Below are 15,083 nucleotides of genomic sequence, written 5' to 3'. Positions count from 1 at the left end.
CGTGTAATAGGTATTACCTAAAGACCGTTCGAGTTCTCCTCTCTACTCTTGTTAAATTTAATAATATCAAAGTAAAGAAGACCGTTAAACGAACCTCGTGTTATTTGACTGCAATCATACTAATTTCCACATTTACAAACTTAGGTAAATTGGCAACTTCTACAGTTTCTCTTGCAGGAGCAGTGTCTGGATTAAAATAAGTTCCGTATACCTCATTTATCTTTGAAAAGTTATTCATATCACTAATGAATATTGAGGTTTTCACTACGTTTTCAAAGGTCATATCAGCAGCTTCCAAAACCGCTTTCATGTTTTCCATTACTTGCTTGGTTTCGGTTTGAATGTCATCTAAAATCAACTCCATAGTTTCTGGATGCAATGCAATTTGCCCTGAAGTATATAAAGTGTTTCCTACAAGTGTAGCTTGGTTGTATGGTCCAATAGGAGCAGGAGCTTTGGTGGTGTTGATTATTGTTTTCATAACGTAGTTATTATAATTGTTGGTCACGTTGCTTACGCTTATCGTATTTAAGGTCTTTAAGTAAGCTGGATTTTATTCCTATAAAGAAATTCCATGAACTTCTGGTACTAAAAGGAATCCAGCTAAAGTTCATTCGCCAACTTAATAAATCTCTTTCAAATCGTAATTGCGTATAAGTAAATCCGTTGTTTTTAAAATCATAACCAGACGACGCACCAACGGTCCATCTAGGAGAAATTTCTACATCACCAGAAAACATTAACGAGTGTGATGATATTTCGTTTTGTCTAGCAGAGTTGGAGTAATTTACAGCGTAGGCTAAACGCAAGTTCCAAGGGATGACATAGTTGTATAATTCGCTAGGTTTTTCTTCTTTATTTTCTCGGTCATCATCAGTTAAACGTTGGTCTGCAAAATCTTCTGGTTTTCCAAAAAGGTCATCGGCACGACCACCACTTCTTAGAGACTCTTGTATAGCTCTATCGTTTGAATTATCGTCATCACCTTTTCCTGAAAAACTCTTGTTTGAAAGGCTATAACTCATGTTTACACTAGCTGAAGTTAACCTAAACAAGCTTCCGCCATTATTGATGTTGAGTTTGTCTATTCTTTGATTGTTATTGTTTAACGCATAAGGATCAAACGTTGCACCAAAGTTAATACTCATTTTATTATCAAATATTTGAGTACCACCAGACATACGTATAGGACTCAATTTCATAGAGTCTGCTGCAAAATTATAAGATGTAGAAAAGTTAAGGTTGTTAAGTAATACTATCTTTTTAGGTTCTGTTTTTGTTGAATCTTTATCTCTTACTTTAGCTTCAAGGTTGTTGGAAAGTGATATTCCCATTGAGCTTGCGTAGTTCTTATTAGGAGATCCAAAAATAGATTCTTCAAATCTGCTATATTCTACTTCTCTAGATGTGGTTCCATCTGCATCAACAATTTCATAAGTGTCATAATATTGATCAAAAGCAGGATTAATACTATAACTTATTGATGGTCGCATAACATGTCGTATCGCCTGAATTTTAGTGTCCTTTCCTTCTTTGGTAAAATCGTACATACCATAAATGGTTGTACCAATACTTGTGCTAAAATTATAAGTTCTAAAACTATCAAAAGTGTTTTTTTGAATAGTTACTTCTTCCTCAAGAGCCGCATCGTAGTATTTTCTAACAGTATTAAAAGTCCAGTTTTCTTCAAAATTTGTGCTGGCACTCATACTAAAGTATTTAAACACTTTAAAGTTTGTGGTTAACGGAATACTGTGTTGTACACCCATTTTAGCATCATCAAACATTTCTTTTTTAAAGAACAACGAATCGGTAGTTTGAATTCTGTTTTCAGCTCTTACATTATACTGAAAGTTGATGTTATCTATAATTCCTTTTTTAGTTCCAACTTTAGGTTCAAAAGGATAAACTCTACTCACACTACCTTGAAACGTAGGTAATGTCATGTTTATTTGCTGTGTATTGGTGTTTTGCGAGTGTGTCGCAGTCATATTCAAATTTACTTGTGGCTCGCCTTGAAAAGATTTTGAATATGAAATAGAGGATGATAATGTGTTATTTAAAAAGTTAGACGAGTTTAACTGATTAATAGACTGCTGATAATATCTACTACTACCTAAGTTTACAGAAGCCGAAAAACGCGAATTTGGGCTAGATTTTCCATCTTGTGAGTGTGACCATCTTATATTGTAAACCGAAGTTTTTGAATAATCAGGGAATCCTCGTTCGCTACTAATTAGGTTTTCATACCTAAAACTCAAGTTACCTCTAAACTTGTAGCGTAACGCATAGTTGGATTCGATACGCATTCCGTAACTACCATTAGTGTAATAATCCCCTAAAACAGCTAAATCAACATAATCATTAATAGCAAAATAGTAACCACCATTTTGTACAAAATACCCTCTGTCATTTTGTTCTCCAAACGAAGGAAAAATAACACCAGACGTTTGTTTTTTGGTCATTGGGAAGTAAGCAAAAGGCAAACCAATAGGTAGTGGCACATCATAAATAAACATGTTGGTAAGACCTGTTACCACTTTTTTACCAGGTACAATTTTAGCTTTACGCATTAAAAAGTAATATTCAGGATCGTCAAGATTTTCTGAAGTGGTAAACTTACCGCGTCGTATAAAATATACTGAGTCGTTTTCCTTTTTAGTTAAGTCAGCAATAATAGTTCCTCCGCTTTGTTCAGTCTTGGAATTAAATATTAATGCTTTTTTAGAATCGGTATTAAAGATAATAGAATCAGGCTCTACAACATTTTGTCCTTGTTTAAACACAGGAGCTTGACTATATCCTGTTGAGTCTTTTAATCGACCTGCATACACCAGATTTTTGTTGTAGTCAATTACAATAACTCCAGCTTTTATTTCCATATCTTCATAATACACTTCAGCTTGATTATAGAGATATATTTTGTTTTCCTTTTGGTTTATGGATACGTAATCCTTTGCTTTATAGTTAACCTTTCCAGATAAAAACTCCTTTTTCTTAGGAATACTATCAGAAGTAATGGAGTCGTTTTCTTTTAAATTTAAAGGTTGACTAAATAAAGAGTCTGATACTAGCGACAAAGTATCTCTTTCAGTTTTTGGAGTAATGGGTTCGGTAGATTTTGGTAAATCTTGAGAAAAGCCCAAAGTGTTAATAAACACTGTAAAACTTAGGGTAAAAAGTATTTGAAAGATGTTTGTACGCAATGCTTTTAAATGTATTTTTGTAAAAGTATGGCTCGGTTTTTGAATTGCCAAAATTACATATATTTTTTTGTGATTACAGTTAATTCGACCAAAATTTAAAAATTAAAATAAACCAAGTTAGTCAGCCGTTTAAACACATATGAGAACGTACATATTTTCCATAATCGTATTATTTATAGTTTATTTAACACCTGCACACGCATTTCAAAAGGATAAAGACCATTTTGTAGTGGTTTTAGATGCTGGTCATGGTGGTCATGATCCTGGTAATTTAGGAAGTGGTTACAAAGAAAAAGATATCGCTTTAAAAATTGCTTTAGAAGTAGGTAAGGAGTTATCAAAACATAAAGACATAAAAGTAATTTATACACGTAAAACAGACGTTTTTATTGAGCTTCGTGAACGTGCAGCCATTGCTAATAGAGCAGATGCCGATTTGTTTGTATCTATTCACTGTAACTCTCACCACTCAAGTGCTCATGGTACCGAAACGTTTGTTTTAGGAGCAGCAAACACACAACGAAACTTTGAAATAGCTAAAAAAGAAAACGAAGTAATTTTCTTAGAGGCTAACTATGAAACACACTACGAAGGGTTTAACCCTAATTCTCCTGAGTCATCAATAGGCTTGGGTGTAATACAAGAAGTATATACTGAAAACAGTATTAAATTAGCAAGACTTATTGAAGATAATTTTTCTGGGAAATTGTCACGAAAAAGTAGAGGCGTAAAGCAAGCTAGTCTTTGGGTGTTACACAACACCTATATGCCAAGTGTGTTAATTGAAGTTGGTTTTTTAACCTATAAACCTGAAGGAAAGTTTTTAAATTCCTCTAGTGGTCAAACATCAATGGCTATAGGTATTAGAGATGCTATTTTAAGTTATAAAGATGAATTATCATTAAATGTAGGTGAAAGTATTTTTTCTGATAAATTACCAGATAAACAACCACCTATAGAAAACGAAACCATACCAGAGACTAAAGAAGTCTTCCCAAATATTGTGTTTAAAGTTCAAATAGCAGCAAGTTCTAGACAACTAGAGCCTAAACCTTACAACTTTAAGGGACTAGATAATATCTCTAGAAAAAAGGAAGATGGCTTGTATAAATATTATTATGGTTATACTTCAGATTATAACGAAGTGCAAAGACTTCAAAATGAAGCTAAAGCTAAAGGCTATACTACCTGCTTTATAGTAGCTTATAAAGACGGAAACAAAATAGATGTTTCAGAAGCTATTAAAAGTACCTCTAATTAGAAACATTCTTTATATATTTATCATTAATTTTGTGTAACCAAACACACTGAACATTGAAAATATCAAGAGAAGTTAAAACAGCTATACTGGTCATATCAGGAATTGTTCTGTTTATTTATTTATTCAATTACTTAAAAGGTGAAAATCTTTTAGATTCTTCAAGAACCTATTATACTGTTTATGATAACGTTGAAGGACTTGCGCCTTCTACACCTGTAACCATTAATGGCTTTAGTGTAGGTAAGGTTCAAGATATTTCTTTTACTGATGATGGATCAGGAAAATTATTGGTAAAATTACTTGTTGACAATGATTTTAAATTTTCTAAAAATAGTAAAGCGCAGTTATACGATTTAGGTTTAATAGGAGGAAAAGGAGTAGCAATTATACCAGCGTTTGATAATGCCGAAATAGCAAAAAGCGGCTCGTATTTAGAGTCTAGTGTTAAAGGTGGTTTGTCTGAATTGGTTAATCAGCGTTTAACTCCTTTACAAGAGAAAATTGAAACTATGATGGTGAGTGCAGATTCGTTACTGTCTAATTTAAATGATGTGTTTGATGAAGAAGCTAAAGCAAATTTAAGAGGTAGTATTGCTGGTTTAAACCAAACCATTTCTTCTTTCAAAAGCACGTCTGAAACCATAAACAAATTATTAAAAGACAATCAAGAAAGTTTAAACAGTACGTTAGCCAATGCTGAAAACTTAACCAATAACTTGTCAAAAATAACCGATTCAGTTGCCGATGCTAATTTAGGTGCAACCTTAAAGAATTTACAACAAACCGTTAACGGACTTAATAGCGTGTTAGCTAGTATAGATAATGGTGAAGGTACTATTGGTAAGTTATTAAAAGACGATGCTTTATATAAAAATTTAGAAGGCGCTTCAAAAGAAATGGAGTTATTACTATTAGATATAAAACTACATCCTGCACGATACAGACGTATTTTATCTAAAAAGGAAATTCCTTACCAAGCACCTACTGAAGAACAAATGAATTAGATTATTTCTACTATGCAATTTATACCAAACATACTTTTTGCTATAGCACTTATTCTTGGAATAGGATTTTTTGCAAAAAATGTCAAAAAACTTATTCGTAACATCAAACTAGGACAAGATGTTGATGTAAGCGATAATAAATCACAACGATGGAAAAACATGACCATGATTGCTTTAGGGCAAAGCAAAATGGTAAAACGTCCAATTGCAGGTGTACTTCACGTTATTGTATATGTAGGCTTTGTAATTATCAATATTGAAGTACTTGAAATAATTATCGACGGACTTTTTGGAACGCATCGCCTATTTTCAAAAATGGGAACATTATATGGTGTTCTTATAGGCACTTTTGAAGTATTAGCAGCATTAGTATTTGTATCAGTTGTAATATTCTGGGTTAGAAGAAATGTTATTAAACTACAACGTTTCTGGAAATCTGAAATGAAAGGTTGGCCAAAAAATGATGGTAATTTCATTTTATATTTTGAAATGGTATTGATGACTTTATTTTTAGTTATGAATGCTACCGATGTTCATTTTCAAGATATGAATTCAGGTAATGTGATTAGTCAATACATAGCGCCTTTGTTTTCTGGATTAGCAGAATCTACATTGCATATTATAGAGCGTAGTGCTTGGTGGCTGCATATTTTAGGAATTTTAGTGTTCCTTAATTACTTATACTATTCAAAGCATTTACATATTTTACTTGCATTTCCAAACACTTACTACGGAAAAGTAAATCCAAAAGGACAATTAAACAACTTAGAAGCAGTTACTAACGAAGTTAAAATGATGATGGACCCAAATGCAGATCCATTTGCAGCACCTGAAGAAGGCGCAGAAGACGAGGTTCCTGCAAAGTTCGGTGCTAGTGATGTGCAAGATTTAAACTGGGTACAACTACTTAATGCTTATACATGTACTGAGTGTGGTAGATGTACAAGCGAATGTCCTGCTAACCAAACAGGAAAAAAATTATCGCCTCGTAAAATCATGATGGATACTCGTGATCGATTAGAAGAAGTTGGTAAAAATATCGATGCTAATGGAGGTGAATTTAAAGATGATGGAAAACAACTCTTAGGAGATTATATCTCTACCGAAGAACTTTGGGCATGTACAACTTGTAATGCATGTACAGAAGCGTGTCCTGTAAGTATCGATCCATTATCAATTATTATAGAAATGAGACGTTATTTAGTAATGGAACAAAGTGCTGCTCCAATGGAGCTTAACAATATGATGACCAATATTGAAAACAATGGAGCACCTTGGCCATATAACCAAATGGACCGTTTAAATTGGGCTAACGAAGAATAATATTAGGGTATGAGCGAGAAACTAAAAGTGCCTACAATGGCAGAGTATATGGCAGAAGGTAAACAACCAGAAATTTTATTTTGGGTTGGATCTGCTGGTAGTTATGACGATAGAGCAAAAAAAATATCAAGAGCTTTTGTTAAAGTACTTCATAAAGCTAATGTTGATTTTGCAGTATTAGGAACCGAAGAAAGCAATACTGGAGACGTTGCTAAACGCGCAGGAAATGAGTTTTTGTTTCAAATGCAAGCAATGACTAACATTGAAATACTAAATGCTTACGAAGTAAAACGCATAGTAACTGCGTGTCCACATTCATACAATACCTTAAAAAACGAATATCCTCAATTAGGTGGTGTGTACGAAGTATTACATCATACTCAATTTATTGAAGAATTGATGAGTTCTGGTCGTTTAAAACTAAAAAGTGACTCCACTTTAAACGGAAAACGTATTACGTTTCATGACCCTTGCTATTTAGGAAGAGCTAACGAGGTGTATGAAGCGCCAAGAAATCTACTTAAAAGTTTAGGTGTTGATTTAGTAGAAATGAAACGCAACCGAAGTACTGCTTTATGTTGTGGTGCTGGAGGAGCTCAAATGTTTAAAGAACCTGAAAAAGGTGATAAGGACATTAACGTGCTACGTACTGAAGACGCGCTTAAAACAAACCCAAATATAATTGCTACAGGTTGTCCATATTGCAATACAATGATGACCGACGGTGTTAAAGCTAAAGAACGCGAATCTGATATTAAAGTATTTGATATTGTTGAAATCATAGCAAATAGCGAGGAGCTTTAATAAATTAAAACAAAAAAATGCTAGTAGATTTTGATACATTACCAGACGAATCTAGAGTTTGGATATACCAAGCAAACCGTTCATTCAATGACGAAGAGCTTGCTCAATTAGAAGAACAATTAAGTCAGTTTATTCAAAACTGGACTGCTCACGGAAGCAATCTTCAATCTGGATACAAAATTGTTTATAAGCGATTTATAGTAATCGCATTAAATCAAAACTTTAATCAAGCATCAGGATGTAGTATTGATGCTTCAGTGCATTTTATTCAGCAATTAGAAAAGCAGTACGATGTAGATTTAATGGATAAAATGAATGTGTCTTACAAACAAGGAGAGTTTATAGCATACAAGCCACTTATGGACTTTAAAAAGATGGCTAAAGACAAAGCTGTGTCTAAAAACACCATTGTATTTAATAATTTAGTGACTAACATTGCTGAGTTTAAAGACAGTTGGGAAGTACCTGCAAGCGAGAGTTGGCATAGTCGATTTTTAAATTGAAAAATTAACCTTGTTTTTACACGCCAAAACTTTTATAATTCAAATAGTTTAGTCATTTTTACTTCTCTTTTTAACGAGACACATAGTTCAAATGGCAAACGACATCTTCTTACTTAACATTTCAGGACAAGATAAACCAGGTTTAACTTCAGCTTTAACAGGTGTTTTAGCACAATATGGAGCAAAAGTTTTAGATATTGGTCAAGCTAATATTCATGATACTTTGTCCTTAGGTATTTTGTTTGAAATTGGTACTGGCAAAAAGTCAGCTGCGGTTTTAAAAGACTTACTTTTTAAAGCTTATGAACTTAATATCACTGCTAAGTTTACACCTATTTCTTTAGAAGATTATGAAAGTTGGGTGAACCTTCAAGGTAAAGACCGTTACATTGTGACTATTCTTGGTGAACGATTAGCAGCAGAACAAATCTCAGAAGTCACCAAAATCATTTCTGATAAAAATTTAAACATTGACTCTATAAAACGTTTAACAGGGAGAACCTCTTTAGTTAAAGAAGAAGAATACCCAAGAGCATCAATTCAGTTATCAATACGAGGAAAAATTGATGATAAGCAAGAGCTAACAGCTAGATTTGTGCAGGTTTCAAAAGATTTAGATGTAGATATCGCTTTTCAGGAAGACAATATATTTAGACGTAACAGACGCTTGGTGTGTTTTGATATGGACTCTACCTTAATTCAAACTGAAGTTATTGACGAATTAGCAGAACTTGCTGGTGTAGGAGAAGAAGTAAAAGCTATTACAGAATCTGCTATGCAAGGTGAAATTGATTTTAATGAAAGCTTTAAAAGACGTATGAAACTTTTAAAAGGACTTCGTGAAGAAGTGCTACAAGACGTTGCTGAAAGATTACCGATTACAAAAGGCGCAAGACGACTAATTGACACTCTACACAACTACGGATTTAAAACAGCAATCCTTTCAGGTGGATTTACATATTTTGGAGATTACCTTCAAAAAAAGCTAGACATAGACTACGTGTTTGCAAACCAACTGGAAATTAAAGATGGTGTCTTAACAGGTGGTTATATTGGAGAAATAGTTGATGGCAATAAAAAAGCTGAATACTTACAGTTATTGGCTAAAAAAGAAGGAATAGATATTAGTCAAACCATTGCTGTTGGTGATGGAGCCAATGATTTACCAATGCTAAATCTTGCTGGTTTGGGAATAGCGTTTCATGCTAAGCCTAAAGTGAAAAATAATGCACAAAGTTCAATTTCTAGTATTGGTTTGGATGGTGTGTTGTACCTATTAGGTTATCACGACAGGCATATCGACTTGTTGGATTAGAAAAATTCTAAAAGTAAAATGAACAAAACAGTATTTGAAATTACCAAAATGGATTGTCCATCAGAGGAAAATCTCATTAGAATGAAATTAGATGGTATTTCAAGTATTGCAAATTTAGACTTTGATATTCCGAATAGAAGGCTTTCTGTATTTCATACAGAAGAAATTAATCTAATCGAAAAATCTATTGCTGAGCTTAATTTAGGAGCAAAGAAAATTTCAACAATTACTACTAGTCAAACCACATTCAAGGAAAACAAAAACCAAAGAAAAGTACTTTGGTCAGTACTAGTAATCAATTTTGTCTTTTTTGTTGTAGAAATGACTACAGGCTTGATTTCGAAATCTATGGGACTAGTAGCTGATAGCTTAGATATGCTTGCAGATAGTTTTGTGTATGGTATAAGCTTATTTGCAGTTGGAGGCTCAATGACAAAGAAAAAGAGTATAGCTAAACTTTCTGGTTATTTTCAAATTACACTTGCAATAATTGGTTTTGTAGAAGTTATAAGACGTTTTTTTGGAGCAGAAAATCTTCCTAATTTCACAACAATGATTTATGTGTCAATTCTTGCATTGATAGCCAATGGTATTTGCCTATATATTTTACAAAGGTCCAAGAGCAAAGAAGAGGCACATATGAAAGCAAGTATGATTTTTACTTCAAATGATATAATAATTAATTTAGGTGTTATTGTAGCTGGAATTCTAGTTAATTGGTTGAATTCTGGTAAACCAGATTTAATTATCGGTTCGGTTGTTTTCATATTAGTAGTTCAAGGTGCTTTTAGAATTTTAAAACTAAGTAAGTAGAAACTATATTGTTAATTACCTTCTTTATAAATCTATCTTAAAGTGCTTCAAACTTCTTTGTAAAAATGGTATTTTGGCATAGTTTTTAATTCATTATACCAAAAACTTTAATGTATGAGATGCATTTTCTCCCTTATATCTATCATATTCCTCTCTTTTACTACTATAAGTTGTGCTCAAGAAGAGAAACTGCAAGTATTACCACAGCAAGATTTAACAAATCCATTGCTTCATAAAGACGTTGAAGCACAACAAAAATGGGTTGATAGCATTTACAATGCTATGTCTTTGGAAGAAAAATTAGGACAATTGTTTATGGTTCAGGTGTTTTCTAGTCAAGATAAAGCGACTAAAACCAAAATAGTTAAACTTATTAAAGACCAACACATAGGTGGATTAATTTATTCAAAAGGAGGACCTGTGCGTCAAGCTAGACTTAATAACGAATTGCAGGCAGCTGCTAAAGTTCCGTTGTTAATTGGTATGGATGCAGAATGGGGTTTAAGCATGCGTTTAGATTCTACTTATGCATTTCCTTGGAATATGACACTAGGAGCTATTAGAGATAATGCATTAGTTGAAAAAACAGGTTATCAAATAGGAGAGCATAACAAACGTCTTGGAGTGCATTTTAATTTTGCGCCAGTAGTAGATATTAATACAAATCCTAAAAACCCAATTATCGGTAATCGTTCGTTTGGTGAGGATAGAGATAACGTTACCGAAAAAGCTTTAGCATTTATGAAAGGAATGCAAAGTGCTGGCGTATTGGCAAACGCTAAACATTTTCCAGGTCATGGTGATACCGAAAGCGATTCACATAAAACATTACCTACGATTACATTTGATGAAAAACGAATTGATTCTATAGAGCTATATCCTTACAAAAAACTAATAAAAGAAGGCTTAAGCAGTGTTATGGTTGCACATCTTAGCGTACCTAGTTTAGAACCAAGACCAGGTTATCCTTCGTCATTATCTAAACACATTGTTACTGATATTTTAAAAGACTCACTTCAGTTTAAAGGATTAATTTTTACTGATGCGCTTGAAATGAAAGGTGTTGCTGATTATGTTGAAAAAGGTATAGATGGCAACAGTACTACAAAAATGCCTCAAGGAGGTGAAAATGATTTAAAAGCCTTTTTAGCAGGTAATGATGTGATGTTAATGTCTGAAAACCCTGAACAAGCCATAAAACTATTTGCTACTGCTTATACTGATAGTATTATTACTGAAGAACGATTATCACATTCGGTGAAAAAAATATTGATGGCAAAATACAAAGTTGGTTTAGATAAGTATTCTCCTATAGGAATCCATAATTTGGTTGAAGACTTAAATAGACTTAAAGATGATTTGCTGTACGAGAACCTTATGGAGAATGCAATAACGGTTGTGCGCAATAAAGAAGATATCTTACCATTACGAAAGCTTGATGAAAAGAAAATTGCTTATGTAAGCTTTGGAGATGATGATGGTACTCCGTTTTATGAGGAATTAAAAAAATATACTAAAGTACATCATGTCAAAGCCGAAAAGCTTGATGAATTACTTACTAAACTTCAAAACTATAATACTGTAATTGTTGGGTTACATAAGTCTAATGCTTCGCCTTGGAAAGACTATAAGTTTAAAGATCAAGAATTGGTTTGGTTGTACGAAATAGCAAGAACCAATAAAGTTATTTTAGACGTATTTGTACGTCCTTATGCGCTAATCGATTTGCATACTGTTGAAAACATAGAAGGTATTGTGGTTAGTTACCAAAACAGTACTATAGCTCAGCAAAAATCTGCTCAAGTAGTATTTGGAGCTGTTGCTGCAAAAGGCGCATTACCTGTGTCTACAGGCATTCATTTTAAAGTAGGCGACGGAATTACTTATAACAGTATAAAATCCTTGAGTTATGGCTTGCCAGAGCAGGTTGGTATGAGTTCTGAAAAGTTATCAAAACTAGATTCAGTGGCTAATTATGCAATTAGTAACCAAATGACTCCTGGTATACAGCTATTAGTTGCCAGAAAAGGAAAAGTAGTTTACAACAAAAACTTTGGAAAACATAGATACGAAGGAGATGACAAAGTAAAATTTGAAGATTTGTATGATGTAGCTTCTTTAACCAAAATTTTAGCAACACTACCATTACTCATGGAGTTAGAAGAAAAAGGAGCACTATCGTTAGATACTAAACTATCTAAAATATTACCTGAGTATAAAAGTTCGAATAAATCTGACATTACCATAAAAGAAATGCTATCGCATTATGCAAGATTAAAACCTTGGGTTCCATTTTATGCAGCCACATTAGATAGCGTCACAAAAAAACCAGATGCTAAATACTACCGAAGAAAATACAGTCCTAACTTTAGTATTAAAGTAGCAGAAGAAGTTTATTTACGTCACGATTATCCTGATTCTATACAAAAAATCATAAAGGATAGCGATTTACTATCAAGACAAAGGTATAGGTATAGTGATTTACCATATTATATTTTAAAGAAATATATTGAGAGCTATTACGACAAACCTCTAGATGAACTAGTTCAAGAACACTTTTACCAATCATTGGGAGCAAATTATACTACATACAATCCGTCACAACTTTTTAGTAACTCACAGATAGTTCCTACTGAAATTGACGACTATTACAGATATCAAGAAGTACATGGTTATGTCCATGATATGGGAGCAGCAATGCAAAATGGAGTTGGTGGTCATGCAGGAATTTTTAGCAATGCTAATGATGTTGCCAAAATCATGCAAATGTTTTTGCAAAAAGGCTTTTATGGAGGTAAGCGATACTTTAAAACAGAAACTTTAGATAAGTTCAATAAATGTTACTATTGTCATAGAGACAACAGGAGAGGAGTTGGTTTTGACAAACCACAATTAGGTGAAGAAGGTCCAACCTGTGGTTGTTTATCCTTACAAAGTTTTGGGCATTCAGGGTTTACAGGAACCTATGCTTGGGCAGATCCTGAAGAAGAAATAGTTTATATCTTTTTAGCAAATAGAACCTATCCTAGAGCTGGAAAAAACTTGCTTTTAAGAGAAAATATTAGAACAGAAATACAACGTTTAATTTACGAAGCGATTATAGAATAAAAATGAAAATAGGAATTGTTTGTTATCCTACATTTGGAGGAAGTGGAGTTGTTGCTACCGAACTTGGTTTAGAACTTTCTAAACGTGGTCACGAAATACATTTTATCACTTACAGTCAACCTGTACGATTAGAATTATTAAGTACAAAAGTACACTTTCATGAAGTAAATGTACCTGAATATCCTTTGTTTCATTATCAACCTTATGAGTTAGCATTATCTAGCAAGTTGGTAGATATGGTAAAACTTCATGGTATTGAAATACTACACGTGCATTATGCGATTCCTCATGCTTATGCAGCATATATGGCTAAAAAGATGTTGCAAGAAGAAGGTATTTATGTTCCTATTGTAACAACGCTTCACGGAACAGATATTACGCTTGTTGGTAACCATCCATTTTATAAGCCTGCAGTAACATTTAGTATCAACAAATCTGATGCTGTAACGTCAGTTTCTGAAAGTTTAAAAGAGGACACTTTAAGATTATTTGATATAAAAAATGATATAGAAGTTATTCCAAACTTTATTGATGTTGGTAAATACAAGCATACGTTTACCGATTGTCAACGAGGTATGATGGCTAATGAAGACGAAAAAATAATTACCCACATTAGTAACTTTAGACCTGTAAAACAAATTACTGATGTTGTAAAGGTGTTTTATAATATTCAAAAGGAAATTCCTGCTAAACTAATGATGGTAGGAGAAGGTCCTGAGCGTAAACCTGCTGAACAATTATGCGAACAGTTAGGAATAAGCGATAAGGTTATTTTCTTTGGTAATAGTAATGAAGTTGATAGAATTTTGTGTTTTAGTGATTTGTTCTTGTTGCCTTCAATAACTGAAAGTTTTGGATTAGCGGCTCTTGAAGCTATGGTGTCTGGAGTTCCTGTTATTTCTAGTAATACAGGTGGAATTCCAGAGGTAAATATTGAAGGAGTTACAGGGTTTTTAAGTAATGTAAATGATGTGGAAAGTATGAGTAAAAATGCAGTTCATATTTTAAGTGATGAAGAACGCTTAGCAACATTTAAGCAAAACGCTAGGGAAGAAGCAGCTAAGTTTGATATTCATAAAATAGTTCCGCAATACGAAGCAATATATAAAGATACCTTGCAAAAATGTATGGTACTGTAAAAAAAGAAAAACCACCTTTTGCAAGGTGGTTTTTTTATAAAAGTAGTTTCTTAATTATTAGAATTGATATCTAATACCTAAGGCTATATCAAAATCAACATCGTCTCTATAGTCTCCAAAGCCTAACTCTGGTCTAAAGTCAAGTGACAATAGTAAAGGAATATCAAAATTATATTCAATACCTATATCACCAGCAGCAAAGATGAATGTTTCATCATCAAAATCATTGTTATCGAAGCTGTATGAACCAACTCCACCACCAGCACCAGCATACCAGTTAAATCCACCATCTATGTTCCAAACCCATTGGTATAAACCAGCAAGTTTAAAACCGTCATATCCATTTCCACTTCGCCAACCTAAATCAAACTCTAATCGGTTATTATCACCTAATCCTCTTTGGTAAGAAACTTCTGCTCCAAATCCGTCACTATCACCTAGTCTAAGACCTATAGCGTTTGGAGAAATATCTTGCGCATTCGATAATGTAGTAAAGCCAATAAATGCAATGGCTAATAAAAATAATTTTTTCATAAATTTTAAAGTTTTAAAGTTTTAACGCAGCTACTTAATGTTTATTTTAGTTGAATAATAAATATAAGCAAAA

At 33.1% G+C, this 15,083-nt stretch carries 12 protein-coding genes; 9 read left to right on the top strand and 3 right to left on the bottom strand.

What is annotated here, in order from left to right:
• Positions 1 to 100: 100 nt before the first annotated feature.
• A complete protein-coding gene (locus OD803_RS06840; RefSeq protein ID WP_262732875.1) occupies positions 101 to 481 on the bottom strand; it encodes a RidA family protein in 381 nt (126 codons plus the stop codon).
• A 10-nt stretch (positions 482 to 491) separates the two neighbouring features.
• The gene (locus OD803_RS06835) at positions 492 to 3,257 is read right to left on the bottom strand and encodes a putative LPS assembly protein LptD (protein WP_262732874.1); all 2,766 of its coding nucleotides are present in this window, start codon (positions 3,255 to 3,257) and stop codon (positions 492 to 494) included.
• 88 nt (positions 3,258 to 3,345) lie between these two features.
• Between OD803_RS06835 and OD803_RS06830 the strand changes: the two genes are divergently transcribed.
• The 9 genes from OD803_RS06830 to bshA all read left to right on the top strand — a co-directional run bounded on the left by OD803_RS06830 (position 3,346) and on the right by bshA (position 14,476).
• Positions 3,346 to 4,467: an N-acetylmuramoyl-L-alanine amidase gene (locus OD803_RS06830; RefSeq protein WP_262732873.1), complete on the top strand. Its 1,122-nt coding sequence runs from the start codon at positions 3,346 to 3,348 to the stop codon at positions 4,465 to 4,467.
• A 53-nt stretch (positions 4,468 to 4,520) separates the two neighbouring features.
• Positions 4,521 to 5,471 (top strand): MlaD family protein, encoded by a 951-nt coding sequence (locus tag OD803_RS06825; protein WP_129760017.1) that lies wholly within the window; start codon positions 4,521 to 4,523, stop codon positions 5,469 to 5,471.
• Between the two features lie 12 nt (positions 5,472 to 5,483).
• Positions 5,484 to 6,794 carry a (Fe-S)-binding protein gene (locus tag OD803_RS06820; protein WP_134198900.1) on the top strand — a complete coding sequence of 437 codons (1,311 nt, stop codon included), beginning with the start codon at positions 5,484 to 5,486 and terminating at the stop codon, positions 6,792 to 6,794.
• A 9-nt stretch (positions 6,795 to 6,803) separates the two neighbouring features.
• Entirely contained in the window at positions 6,804 to 7,598 is a 795-nt protein-coding gene (locus OD803_RS06815) for a (Fe-S)-binding protein (RefSeq protein ID WP_129760019.1), read from the top strand.
• Positions 7,599 to 7,615: 17 nt separating this feature from the next.
• Positions 7,616 to 8,101, top strand: a complete 486-nt coding sequence (locus tag OD803_RS06810) for an ABC transporter ATPase (RefSeq protein ID WP_134198902.1) — start codon at positions 7,616 to 7,618, stop codon at positions 8,099 to 8,101.
• Between the two features lie 91 nt (positions 8,102 to 8,192).
• Complete coding sequence (gene serB / locus OD803_RS06805) at positions 8,193 to 9,416, top strand: phosphoserine phosphatase SerB (RefSeq protein ID WP_262732872.1); 1,224 nt, start codon at positions 8,193 to 8,195, stop codon at positions 9,414 to 9,416.
• 18 nt (positions 9,417 to 9,434) lie between these two features.
• Positions 9,435 to 10,229, top strand: coding sequence for a cation transporter (locus OD803_RS06800; protein WP_262732871.1), 795 nt, complete (start codon positions 9,435 to 9,437; stop codon positions 10,227 to 10,229).
• A gap of 114 nt (positions 10,230 to 10,343) precedes the next feature.
• Positions 10,344 to 13,337 (top strand): glycoside hydrolase family 3 N-terminal domain-containing protein, encoded by a 2,994-nt coding sequence (locus OD803_RS06795; protein WP_262732870.1) that lies wholly within the window; start codon positions 10,344 to 10,346, stop codon positions 13,335 to 13,337.
• Positions 13,338 to 13,339: 2 nt separating this feature from the next.
• On the top strand, positions 13,340 to 14,476 hold the full coding sequence (gene bshA / locus OD803_RS06790; RefSeq protein WP_262732869.1) for an N-acetyl-alpha-D-glucosaminyl L-malate synthase BshA: 1,137 nt from the start codon (positions 13,340 to 13,342) through the stop codon (positions 14,474 to 14,476).
• Between the two features lie 57 nt (positions 14,477 to 14,533).
• Here the strand turns inward: bshA and OD803_RS06785 are convergent, their stop codons facing one another.
• On the bottom strand, positions 14,534 to 15,010 hold the full coding sequence (locus OD803_RS06785) for a hypothetical protein (RefSeq protein WP_134198907.1): 477 nt from the start codon (positions 15,008 to 15,010) through the stop codon (positions 14,534 to 14,536).
• Positions 15,011 to 15,083 lie beyond the last annotated feature (73 nt).

The organism is Gaetbulibacter sp. NE (assembly GCF_025548475.1).
Classification (GTDB): Bacteria; Bacteroidota; Bacteroidia; order Flavobacteriales; family Flavobacteriaceae; genus Gaetbulibacter_B; species Gaetbulibacter_B jejuensis.
This window is presented reverse-complemented; position numbering and strand designations above follow the sequence as displayed.